This is a genomic window from Laceyella tengchongensis, from assembly GCF_900182735.1.
Classification (GTDB): domain Bacteria; phylum Bacillota; class Bacilli; order Thermoactinomycetales; family Thermoactinomycetaceae; genus Laceyella; species Laceyella tengchongensis.
In genome coordinates, this window is sequence record NZ_FXTU01000001.1 from 238,365 (window position 1) to 250,779 (window position 12,415).

10 protein-coding genes are annotated in these 12,415 nt (G+C 41.8%); 3 read left to right on the top strand and 7 right to left on the bottom strand.

The features are described 5' to 3' along the window. The first annotated feature begins 174 nt into the window (after positions 1-174). Positions 175-2,073 (top strand): PrkA family serine protein kinase, encoded by a 1,899-nt coding sequence (locus tag QQZ12_RS01185; RefSeq protein WP_102991642.1) that lies wholly within the window; start codon positions 175-177, stop codon positions 2,071-2,073. A 60-nt stretch (positions 2,074-2,133) separates the two neighbouring features. Next, positions 2,134-3,279, top strand: coding sequence for a sporulation protein YhbH (gene yhbH / locus QQZ12_RS01190; protein WP_284723840.1), 1,146 nt, complete (start codon positions 2,134-2,136; stop codon positions 3,277-3,279). A gap of 198 nt (positions 3,280-3,477) precedes the next feature. Here the strand turns inward: yhbH and QQZ12_RS01195 are convergent, their stop codons facing one another. From QQZ12_RS01195 to QQZ12_RS01205, 3 genes are all read right to left on the bottom strand, one after another. Next, entirely contained in the window at positions 3,478-3,687 is a 210-nt protein-coding gene (locus QQZ12_RS01195; RefSeq protein ID WP_284723841.1) for a hypothetical protein, read from the bottom strand. A gap of 54 nt (positions 3,688-3,741) precedes the next feature. Continuing rightward, complete coding sequence (locus QQZ12_RS01200) at positions 3,742-4,032, bottom strand: DUF6881 domain-containing protein (protein WP_284723842.1); 291 nt, start codon at positions 4,030-4,032, stop codon at positions 3,742-3,744. 107 nt (positions 4,033-4,139) lie between these two features. Further along, complete coding sequence (locus tag QQZ12_RS01205) at positions 4,140-4,457, bottom strand: hypothetical protein (RefSeq protein WP_284723843.1); 318 nt, start codon at positions 4,455-4,457, stop codon at positions 4,140-4,142. A 572-nt stretch (positions 4,458-5,029) separates the two neighbouring features. Between QQZ12_RS01205 and QQZ12_RS01210 the strand changes: the two genes are divergently transcribed. Continuing rightward, positions 5,030-8,533 (top strand): tetratricopeptide repeat protein, encoded by a 3,504-nt coding sequence (locus QQZ12_RS01210; protein ID WP_284723844.1) that lies wholly within the window; start codon positions 5,030-5,032, stop codon positions 8,531-8,533. A 329-nt stretch (positions 8,534-8,862) separates the two neighbouring features. Here QQZ12_RS01210 and QQZ12_RS01215 read toward each other — a convergent pair whose 3' ends face one another. The 4 genes from QQZ12_RS01215 to QQZ12_RS01225 all read right to left on the bottom strand — a co-directional run bounded on the left by QQZ12_RS01215 (position 8,863) and on the right by QQZ12_RS01225 (position 12,408). Continuing rightward, positions 8,863-10,626, bottom strand: a complete 1,764-nt coding sequence (locus QQZ12_RS01215) for a sensor histidine kinase (RefSeq protein WP_284723845.1) — start codon at positions 10,624-10,626, stop codon at positions 8,863-8,865. Then, on the bottom strand, positions 10,623-10,934 hold the full coding sequence (locus tag QQZ12_RS17140; RefSeq protein WP_348651536.1) for a winged helix-turn-helix domain-containing protein: 312 nt from the start codon (positions 10,932-10,934) through the stop codon (positions 10,623-10,625). Before QQZ12_RS17140 ends, QQZ12_RS01215 begins: the two co-directional genes overlap by 4 nt. Next, entirely contained in the window at positions 10,909-11,346 is a 438-nt protein-coding gene (locus tag QQZ12_RS17145; RefSeq protein ID WP_348651537.1) for a response regulator transcription factor, read from the bottom strand. The genes QQZ12_RS17140 and QQZ12_RS17145 overlap by 26 nt, the downstream gene beginning before the upstream one ends. Positions 11,347-11,670: 324 nt before the next feature. After that, the gene (locus QQZ12_RS01225) at positions 11,671-12,408 is read right to left on the bottom strand and encodes an ABC transporter permease (RefSeq protein WP_284723846.1); all 738 of its coding nucleotides are present in this window, start codon (positions 12,406-12,408) and stop codon (positions 11,671-11,673) included. Positions 12,409-12,415 lie beyond the last annotated feature (7 nt).

A 12,415-nucleotide genomic window follows, 5' to 3' on the forward strand; every position in this document is an offset into this window, starting at 1 on the left:
TATTTTTTGATAAAATAGAAGTAACAACTTTCTATCTGTAGCATATATATGCTATAAATCTACTCGTTCACTCTCTATCATTCATTCTATATCGAAATAAAAACTTTTGAGCATTTTTATCAGAAAAATCAAACACCTTGTTTGGTCGCTTGACCGAAGGAGAGGAGGCTTTCCATGGACATTCTCAAGCGCATTGCCGAGTATCGAAACCGTGAGAAAGAACTTCAATGGGAAGGAACCTTCGCCGAGTACCTGGATATCATAAAGAAAAATCCCCGAGTAGCTCAAACCGCGCATTCCCGCGTTTATAACATGATCGCCAAAGCCGGTATTGAAACCGACTCGCAAGGGAATAAAAAATACCTTTTCTTCAGCAAGGAATTATTCGGACTGGAGCGTGCCATTGAGCGCCTCGTCGAAGAATATTTCCACTCGGCCGCGCGCCGCTTAGACGTGCGCAAACGGATTCTGCTGTTGATGGGGCCTGTCAGCGGCGGAAAGTCTACCATTGTCACTTTGCTCAAAAAGGGGTTGGAAGAATACTCGCGCACCGATGAGGGCGCCCTTTACGGCATTAAGGGATGCCCGATGCATGAAGAACCGCTCAACCTGATACCGCGTGAACTTCGTCCGGAATTTGAACAAGAGTTTGGCGTCCGCATTGAAGGCAATCTGTGCCCTTCTTGCCGCTTCCGGTTGCAAGAGGAATATGGAGGCCGCATCGAAGATGTGATCATTGAGCGGGTACTCTTGTCCGAAGATGAGCGCGTCGGCATCGGCACATTTAGTCCCTCCGACCCAAAATCGCAAGACATCGCCGACTTGACCGGTAGCATCGATTTCTCCACCATCACCGAGTATGGTTCCGAATCCGACCCGCGCGCCTACCGGTTTGATGGAGAGTTGAACAAAGCCAACCGCGGACTGATGGAGTTCCAGGAGATGTTGAAGTGCGATGAGAAGTTTTTGTGGAATTTGCTTTCACTGACCCAAGAAGGGAACTTCAAAGCAGGCCGCTTCGCCTTGATCTCCGCCGATGAAGTGATTGTGGCCCATACCAATGAGACGGAGTACAAAGCCTTCATCGCCAACAAAAAGAACGAAGCGCTCCAATCACGGATCATCGTGATGCCGGTGCCGTATAACTTAAGTGTCACTCAAGAAGAGAACATCTACAAAAAACTGATCCAGCAAAGCGATCTGGCCCACATTCACATCGCCCCACATTCGCTTAGAGCTGCCGCTATCTTCTCCGTCCTGACCCGCCTGAAAGAATCCAAGAAGCAAGGCGTTGACCTGCTCAAAAAGATGCGCCTCTATGATGGCGAATCGGTCGAAGGTATGGCCGATATCGATATCGAGGAACTGCGCAATGAGCATCTCGACGAAGGCATGGACGGAATCGACCCTCGCTATGTGATCAACCGCATCTCCAGCGCATTGATCAAGACAGAAGCCAACTTTGTCGGAGCATTAGATATCTTGCGCTCCCTCAAGGAAGGGCTAGATCAACACCCGTCCATCACCCCCGAACAACGCGAAAAATTCCTCAACTTCATTTCCATCGCCCGCAAAGAATATGATGAAATCGCCAAAAAAGAAGTGCAAAAAGCCTTTGTCTACTCCTATGAAGAATCGGCCAAAACCTTGATGGACAATTATCTCGACAATGTTGAAGCGTATTGCAACTGGCAAAAGATCCGCGATCCGATCACTGGAGAGGAGCTGGAGCCAGATGAAAAGCTGATGCGCTCGATCGAAGAGCAAATCGGCATTTCTGAAAACGCCAAAAAAGCATTCCGCGAAGAGATTCTCATCCGCATTTCCGCTTATGCCCGCAAAGGCAAGCGTTTTGACTACAACACCCACCCTCGCCTGCGGGAAGCGATCCAGAAAAAGCTGTTTGCCGACTTGAAAGACGTAGTAAAAATTACCACCACCACCAAGACGCCAGACGAAAACCAATTGAAAAAAATCAATGAGGTGATCAAGCGCCTCGTCGAAGATTACGGGTACACCCCGGCCAGCGCCAATGAACTGCTTCGCTATGTAGGCAGCCTGTTGAATCGCTAAGCTGGTGTTGCAAGTGGCTCCCTTGTTAGTCACCCAGACTCCATCCGGGAGGTGAAAGATATGTCACACCCCCATTTCAGCGTGTCAGAGGAAGACTGGTCGCTTCACCGCAAGGGTTATGAAGACCAACGCCGCCACCAAGAGAAGGTGAAAGAAGCCATCCGTAAAAATCTGCCTGACCTGGTCAGTGAAGAAAGCATCATCATGTCCGACGGGCAACAAATTATCAAAATCCCCATCCGCTCCATGGAAGAATATCGCTTTCGCTACAACTACAACAAAGGTAAACACGTCGGCCAAGGCAATGGCGACAGCAAAGTTGGTGATGTATTGGGCAAAGATTCGTCGTCGGGCCAAGCCGGGCCAGGCAAAGGTCAAGGCGCTGGTGACCAAGCGGGCATGGATTATTATGAAGCAGAAATCTCCATTGCTGAGCTGGAAGGGATGCTCTTCGCCGAAATGGAGCTGCCCCACCTCGAGCGCAAAGAACAGCTAGAAATCACCACCGACGATATCCGGTTCAACGACGTCCGCAAAAAAGGCCTGATGGGCAACATCGACAAGCGCCGCACCTTACTCTCCGCCATCAAGCGAAATGCTATAACGGGTCGCAAAAAAATCCGCATCCATGACGACGACCTGCGGTTCAAAACGTGGGATGACGTCGTCGTACCCCACTCCAATGCTGTCGTCATCGCCATGATGGACACATCCGGCTCCATGGGCGTCTTTGAAAAATACATTGCCCGCAGCTTCTTTTTCTGGATGGTTCGTTTCCTCCGCACCAAATACGAAAACGTCGAGATCGTCTTCATCGCACACCACACCGAAGCCAAAATCGTGAGCGAAGAATCCTTTTTTACCAAAGGGGAAAGCGGGGGAACCATCTGTTCCTCCGCTTACCGCAAAGCCCTCGAAGTTATCGACAGCCACTATCCCCCAGACCGCTACAACATCTATCCCTTTCACTTCTCCGACGGGGATAACCTCAGCTCCGACAACGAACGGTGTGTCGGACTAGTCAAGGAAATCCTTAAACGATCCAATCTCTTCGGCTACGGAGAAGTAAACCAGTACAACCGCAACAGCACCTTGATGAGCGCTTACCGGCATGTAAAAGAAGATCGGTTCTCTTATTTTGTGATCAGAGAAAAAGCGCAAGTGTATGAGGCATTGAAGCATTTCTTTGGGAAGAAGGAAGCGTAAACTGGAAGGACTCCACCTCTCTGGCAAAATATTAGAGAGGTGGTTTTTTTAGTGTCGAGTAACGAAGATGCTGGCAGTGCTTGTGGAGTATGGCTTCATGGATGATCCAGGCTTGGAAGAAGCGGATCAGCCTCCAATGAATACGACGGCCAGAACATAATTTATTGGATGTGGGAAGAGATTGATCAAGCTATATCCTCAGTTGCAATGTGCTGAGATTTTCCAGACAATTGAAGGTGAAGGTATTCCTATAATCGATTCAGACATTTGTGGTTTTGGTTTCATCGTTGGCTTAGGTTCTTCCACCATCGTTTGCCGGCCTGCATCGGGAGATGAATAGCTATAAAGATACAAACCTGCGCCAATCGTTACGAGCAAAATGATTCCCACCAGCATTATCCGTTGCATGTATAACATCATCCTTTTATCAAGTTGATTCGTCGGTTTAATGATGAATTGAGTTTATTCCTGATTCTTTTCAACCTTTTCCGCCCATACTTGTTCAAACTCTTCTTTGGAGATTTCCCGGGCATGTAATACCGGATTTGCATTGATCTCTTCAACACTCGGAATCGGCCCTTCACTCAAGCCAGTTGCTCCATTATCCATCAGTTCTGTTGTGGCATAACCAATTCTGCCGTCCCGAAAAATCTCAATTTTGCGAGTTTCATATCGTTCTTCATCTAACTCCGAATAAATAAGAACGGGATGCTGAGGATTATCGTGTTCCCATTCACATACCATGTAGTTCATTATAAATGTCCCCCCTTCACATTTTATAGCGTTGCATTTTTCAATACGACGACTTAACCGCGCACAACCACTTTCTCATTCAGGTAGCATTCACTTAAATAGATTGATCAGATTTGGAATTCATCATCTCGGATCTTTTCCTTGAATTCGCGTGGTTTCTCTTTTTGAAGTAACTGTTTGAGAGAAGGATTGTTTCTATCGCTTTTATGGACACATATGTAAGTTTCACCATTGTTATGAACCAAGGCAAACTTGCAAGTCAACGCTTTTAGCCTGTCATTGGCTACTGAAGGCAATTTGGTAGCAACAATCTCTTTATGATCCCCTAATTCGCTTATACTGACCTGATTCCCTTTGTTTTGACTGAGTTTATTGTGTAACACCTTCATAAATTCGCTTTTAAAGATGGAGTAGTCGTTATTCAAACTGAGGATAAACCCCCAGTATCCAATAAAAATAGCCAGAAGTATATATTTATCATGGGATCTTCATATAGGGGTTAATTAATTGCAGTATTAACTTTGCCAAACATATGTGTTTTCCTATGGCATTTTTGTTTTTACCGTTACATTACTTTTAGGTATATAGGCTGTAAGGTTTGCGTTTATGAATAGAATTATATGGTGATACATTTTGTTACGCTTATAATAAGAAAGGTGTTCTTCAAAGTGACTCCATTCTCACCTTACAATACGATATAATAAAATAATAGAAAAGGTTGAGTTAGTAGGAGTGTTTGGGTGATTACTAACTAGAATTACAGTTGAATTAGAACACAAGAAAGATATGGAAAATGGCTCATTTTTAACTGTTAAATTACATGCTCAGCTATAAATAAAATTAATAAATGAATACCAATACATCTATTTAAATATCAACTGTAGTACTAGTGTCCTTTTTTAAAAATTAGCTTTTAAAAATTAGCATGCGAACAAATTTACAGAATCATAAGTAACTGAATATTGTTTTTATTAGCGGGGATGTTGGGGGTATCGTTGTGAAAATAGAATTTAAATCAAATGATTTTATAAGTAGAGAAAAAGAACTGGCCCAATTAATTGAGATTTATGAGAAAGTTAGACAAAACGAAACTAAATTTGTGATATTAAAAGCAGATACAGGTATCGGCAAAACACGTCTCATTCAAGAGTTATATCATTACCTTACTATTGCAGATGATGAAAATAATTATTGGCCTGATAATTTAGAGGATACCAAACATACAATGACGATAGTTCCAGAGTTTGATTCGTTAGAAACTGAAAAACAGTTAAAAATGCCGTGGTTATGGATTGCCTTGCGATGTCAAAATCAAGATGAGAGGAATAGCTATCGACATGGGACTGCGCTTAGCCAAATTAGAAAGCAAGTCCGACTCCATTTGGGTGGAATTATTGAAAAAAAAAGAAGAAATGTACAGAATATCAATTCCATTAAAGGGCTCATTGCATTGTTGGCTAACTATGCATTCCCGGGAAGTGGTTCTATTATTAGTATTGTCTCCACTCTTTTGCAAGGGCTTGATCAAGGTATTAGCACGGTAGATTCAGTTAAACAGTTATGGAGTCATTGGCGATCTAGCAGAGTAAGTGAAAGAGATCAGAATGTTATTGTGAACAAGCAAGAATATACATCTTTAGTGGACCAAACGATCGATATTTTTTCTGCCATTTTAAACAAAAAAAGTGGGCAAGAGAGCGTTCCATTGATTTTGGTCATTGATGATGCTCAATGGGCGGATTTTTTGACCATTGAATTTTTGAAGAGGATAATCGATGCTGGCAAGGTTTATAGTTGGCCATTACTTATCCTTGCTACCTGTTGGGAATCCAGTTTGAAGGAGCAAACAGTTAATAAAGAGTGGGAAGAAGGATTGGGTTCGTTTGGCCAACTTTATTTGTATAGTCAGGATCTGGTTGATACTGAGGTTATAGACTTGAAAAAATTAGATCATAACGATATCAAGAAGATAGTCAGCATGGAACTCAAAGGGTTGCAAGAAGAGGCAAAAGAATTCATTGTATCTAACTGTGGCGGAGATTTAGAACTGTTGTGGGACTATATAAAACGGCTTAAGAACACTCCGGGCTACTTGAGTAAAGATGGAAGGTTGGTAATTCCCCTCAAGAAGTTGAATTTTCGATCCAATAGAAAAAAAGAATTGGCTCGGGATAAGATTTTGGAGTTAGGTTTTAGTTTCGCTTGTTTATTGTCTTGGGGAAGTGTACAAGGGATTAGATTTTCCAAGGTGTTTATAGAACAGTGTGTAGACACATTTAAAGATCAGTTTGAAGTGGATATTAACGATTTTTATAAGTTGGATGATCCATATAATATCACAAAAGTTGAACCGCATCACATTTTCACGGAAACGGCTGAGTTTAGGAGAAGGTTGTATTATGAAGTGGCAAGAGAGATTTTGGAGGATATGCCGCAAAAAGAGGAAATAGCGTTACTGCTTATTGAATTTTACAGAAACGTGATTATATTAGATCAAATCAATCGCTTAGATTATAGTGAGCAAATTTCAATATACGAGGAGTTCAGATATTTAGTTGAGATGTATGGAAAGTCCAATTCAGGGTTGTTGGAGTTGAGTTTATTGTCAGAACTAAAATTACTAGAACTGTATCTTCAAGAAGGTCTATTCAAGCGGTGTTTAGAAACGGGAGAAAGCTTATTTTATTCCAACATAAAGCAATGGAGTGTAGAAGAACAAAAGCGATTGCTAGGTGTCTTAATTGAGGCTTCATTTGGCATAGGGGATACGGATTTGGAAGGAAAGTATATTGAAAGATACTCTCAGCTTGATACTACTGGTCCTGAAAATAAAGTGGACATTCAAAGTTATCTATACAAATCTAAGTACGCTCTTCGATGTAACCATATGGATGAAGCTATGCGATTTGCAGAAAAAGCGGTTTCTCTTGTTCCCGACGATCAGATAGACATCATGAGTTATAAGTGTTACGAGCAATTGGTACTGTCATACTTTTATGCGGGATTGAATCAAAAGGGATTAGATACTGTAAGGCAATTGGAACGAAAATTTGTTGATTTCTTAAATGAGCATGAACGGCTGAAGGTAAATTTTGATCATAACATCGCGTTGCTTTGTCATAATATTGACGCCAATAAAGAGGCGATTTCTAGGAATTTATCCTGTAAAGAGGGTTATCTAACGTTTGCCGACCGCTATCATTACATGATTTCTTGTGTCAATCTAGCGGATGCTTATATGGCTATGGGTCGTTTGACAGAAGCGGAACAAGAAATGAGAAGGGTGTATGAGGAATCAAAATCAAGTAATTGGAAGCATGCCCATAACATCGCGGCGATTTGCTTGGGAAATGTTTTGTTTATGCAGGATCGATTGTCGGAAGCGTTTATCTACTATGAAGAAGGCATTAGCATTTCCAAGCAGATTAACCACAATTGGGATGCTTTGTATGGTCTAATTTGGCGAAGTTTTTGTTTATCTTCGTTTGGGGATCCGTCCTCGATAGACAAGTTAATTCATCTTAAAACAGAGAGCGATAAAAAAGGGTACTCTTATTTGTCTTCATTGTCTGCTACCTTTTTTTTGATCGCTTCTTATAGATTGAGATTTGTCACTCATAAAACGGAAGAAATGTTGAGATCGGTGCACAGGAAGTCCACACCAGGACTGTATGCCCAAGCGGTTGCTGCGTATTTGTTAACACAGGAAGAAGAAGCGTCTAAAAATTCCTCATTGATTGAAGAAATGATTCGATCTGCTTTGGAATGTGAAGGCGTGCGAGGGTGTCCGCAAATCATATCAGAGGCTGTATTCAGATTGGGTGCAAGAATGGATATTTGTCCAGAGTTATTAGAGTGCTTTAAGACTTGGGAGAAAAAATACGTTAAGCCGATTGAAGAGTATAAAGCTGAACTCGTTCAAACCCTAAAAGCAAGATTTGGCACAGAACCCAAAATTAAACGATGCTTAATGAAGTGTGAAGCTCTCTGCTGCTACGATGGAGTTTATTTATTGGATGGGGAAGAAGAAAAATTAAAAGAAACGGTCAAGAACTATCCCGCATACTTTACACATCTCCCAGAAGAATTTGTAGTAGACGGTAATTGGCGTGATCTCATGGTAGGGCGGAAAACGGCAGTTCGTCCACACCAATACCAAACCGATTCTTATCCTATTCATTTCGAGCCAACACGATGTGTGTTTACAGATGAGAATGGTTTGTGCTCGTTGCAAAAAGTAGCCACAGACTTGGACTATCATCCGTGGAAATTCAAACCATTAGCTTGTTGGGCATTCCCGCTCCGTTTGGTGGATGGGAAAATCACAGGCCCTCCTGAAAAGGATGAACAAGATCCAGATTATGTAGATGAAACCTATCCGGGTTATATGAAATTTGTACCATGTGGATGTCATCATGATCAGGGTGAAAGTTGGGTAGAGCTTTATAAGCAAGAAATTTGGTATTTAGATTGGGTCTTGAAAGGGAATAATCTGCGGTAATTTATCTTTACAACAGGATTGATAAAAGTATTATAAGTCTACCTATAAATATCAAGATCGAAATCCTGGGATACGTTGCAAACGGCATTATTTATGTTAAGTATAGAGACTATATAGTTTTGCAAGTTCAGAGGTTAGACTAAGGTGAAAGATGCTTATGATGAGTGTCTACTGGCTTATGAAAGGAGATCGGTTCTCTTACTTTTTGATTAAGGAAAAAGTGCAAGATATGAGGCGTTGAAGTATTTCTATGGGAAGAAGGAAATATAACAGGAATGAGAACCTGAACCCGCCTCTCTAAGCAGAGAAGCTTAGGAGGCGGGTTTTTGTTATGTAACAATCTCTGGCGTCTCCTTTCTTTTTGGCGGCAAGGTGATCGTTACATGGGTTCCGCGATTCACTTGGCTACTAATCTCAATTTTCCCCCCATGTAATTCAATTAATTGTTTGGCAATGGCCATGCCCAGTCCGGTTCCCCGGTTGGAGCGCTTCGTGCGTGTTCCTTGATAATAGCGCTGAAATAATCGTGAAACAGTTTGTTCGTCCATGCCGCACCCTTGGTCGATCAACTCGATTTTTAAGGCAGATGTAGTGTTTGGTGTGGGTGAGGTCGTTTCTTGAAGCCTGACGGTGATGGGAGTATTTGGATCATTGTGGAAGATTGCATTTGTAATCAGGTTCATTAGAGCTCTTTTAAACCATTGGGGATCGATCGGATACATCACTGTTGTATCATGTGGGAGCTCTAAATGGATATTCACTTCTTCCGTGGCGATCGTGTTCAATACATCAGCAACCAGCAAACGGAGAAATTCTTTCATGTCTAAGTAAGTGAGCTCAAGGGGTAACGCGTTGTTCTTGATTCGAAATGTTAAGTTCAAGTCGTCAATTAAATGCTGGATGTCCTCTGCTTTGCGGATTACCAAATCGAGATACTCTTCCATTTCTTGTTCTGACCATTGATATGAGGGGCTTTTGTAAAGCTCGGCATATCCCTTGATTGTAGACAAAGGTGTTTTTAAATCATGAGAGACGCCTGCGATCCATTCTTCTCTGGTATGATCAAGCCGTTCACGTTCGGTTTGTACTTCTTGCAAGCGAAAGCTTAGTTGCTCAACTACTTTGAAAACCTCTTGATAAAGAACATAGGGCTTTTTTAAATGTCCTGTCTGAGGGTCTTTAATCGGACCTGACTTCCGAGTCGGTTCCTTGTAAATTCCATGGGACAAATTTTCAAGCCAATCCATCAAAAACAATAAAGGAGAACCCAATTTTTGTCCAAAGCGGTAAGAAAACAGCCAAAAAGCCAGTGGGATCAACACAAGTGACGCAAAAAAAAGCAATGCAATGATTTTGTTTTGTTCCATCTCATGAACAGGAAGGATATCTTCTTTCATAATCCAAGTAACTTCTTGTCCGCTTAATCGGCCTGACGTGAAATGAAGATCAGAACCACTGCGCTTTGCGTGAACATATTCGCCAGGTGTATATTTGGTTGGAATATTTTTGGGTCTGCGATATTGATAAATCTCGGCTCCATTCTTGTCAATAATTTGAACCCAACCTTTACGCTTCTTCACTTCCTCCAGCAAAGGATGGGGAATGGTGATGGTCTGATTGTGGCGGATGGTGTGTTTTTTTATTTTTAATAGCAACTCGTTCTTGTTTTTTCGGCCTAAAATCCATGTATAAGTATGATTGTCGATCGATTGGTACCAGGTATGGATATCATATCCAATCGATTCTGAATTTCTAATGTAATGGGCTAATTGATTTGGAGTATAGTGTTTTGGAATAGAGTCGGGGGTGTTGTAATGGAAGACTTCCACTCCATCTTTATTTAAAATTTGCACCCATTCGTTTCGTTTCTTCAGTTTCTTCTCCCAAGATGGTGGTAATACGGGTTTCCCCTGTTCAATATCTGTGGCTGCCACCATTCTTTGCAGAATTTCTTCAGGGAAAAGGTCACTTCGTTGCTCTTCTTTCAGCAAAGAGGCAAAGTAGTAAAAAGTGACAAATGAAGTGGCTAAGAAAAAAGCTAGAAAAAACACACCAGCCAAAAATTTGACCATTAATCTCTTTTCCAATTTCATTGGGAACCCACCTTGTTATTTCCCATGAATTTATAACCCAGGCCGCGAATCGTGATAATATATGTGGGTTTTCTGGGACAGGGCTCGATTTTTTTGCGTAATTGGCCGATGTGCACCATCACGGTGTTTTCATAGCCAAAACTTTCTTCCCCCCACACATGATGATACAGTTGTCCCATGCTGAAAATTTGGTAAGGGTTTTTGCATAGAAAAGCAAGAAGCTTAAATTCCTTGGCGGTACAAGCTACTTCTCTTCCTTCAACAAACAATTGACCACTTTTTTCAATCAGTTTGATTGATTCGGTCATCCTCATAAATGGCTGAATGCTCAGGAAATGACTTATGATGGGAGTGTTTTCTTTTTAATAGCGCTTTTATTTTGGCAACGATAATCAGCGGATTAAACGGTTTTTCGATGTAATCATCACCTCCCATGCTATATCCTGTCAGTTTGTCGAGGTCTGTGGTACGAGCGGTAAGGAAAAAAATGGGTGATTCCGTGATGGATCGTAACTTTCTGCAAACTTCATACCCTTCCAAATCGGGAAGCATCACATCCAAGACAATCAGATCTGGCTGTTTTTCCATGCAAATTTGAATCGCTTCTGCTCCGGTGGAAGCAGTGAGTATATGACAGAATTCTTCACTTTTCAACGTTTTTGACAGTAATGCTAAAATATCTGGCTCATCATCTACCAGCAAGATTTTTGTGTTTTCCATTGATCGAATTCTCCCTTTAAGGTTGGTGGGCATAAATGCAATCAATTGTATGTCAGTTTGCTTGATATTCTATAACCCGCCCCTTTTTGATCGACAGGATTTCTTTCAACACTAAAATAAATGGGAGTTTTTTCACACAATCCGGTTTAATTTAATCTTATTTTTAGAGAGGAACCTCCGCAATAATCTTATCTGTTACCAATCGTCCTGAGCTCCAAAACTAAGGCGTGTCTATCATGATTGAAAACATATGTTAGACACGCCTTAGTTTTTTGTTTTTATGATCTAAAACCGCATTGTGGCTTTGGCATCATCCGTTTTTCCTCACCAATCGCGCTTCACAAATGCCCAACTTGTCGAGGCGATGAAGATAAGAAAGGTGGTCAAGACACCAACAGTCAGGAATAACGGGTCTACTTCGGCGCTCCATTTGTGTTCGGGCATGATTGCCAAAAAAGGTTGGGACCAAGGATACCATACGCCAATCAAAGAGGCGCCTGTGACAACAATGGACGGAATGGTAAAAATAACATTAAAGGCAAACGTGGCGGCAAAATTTTTCCAAAACAATGAACATCCCAATGTAAGTGCCATTAATGGAAATGAGGCAATCCAACCCCCAATTGTTTTAGTAGCCAAGATTCCCCAAGGAATGGGTCCGGTCAATTCCTGCAAGGATCCGACACTTAAAAAGCCGATGAGAAAGCACACTTGTGTCGCAAGGGCAAGTAAGGCTACCACTGCTAGCTTGGTCAAATAGATCTGCAAACGTGAGATTGGTAAGGAAAACAATCGGTTCCAGCCATTTCCGATGTGTTCATATCGGCACACAAAGGCTGCGAATACCCCGATCATCAGAGGATAGAAAAACAGGGTGTACTTGTGCGCTGAAAGGCTGAAAAACCATAACCAAGGATTAAAATCTTCTTCTATTTTGGTAGGTACACCAAATCCAATCCAAAGGGATATGGCAGGGCCAATCAGAACGACAAAGGTAAGGATCGACCATCGCATTTTCAATAATTCAGAGGCAAAATAACGGTAATATAAGTTTTTTTTCATCCTTTAC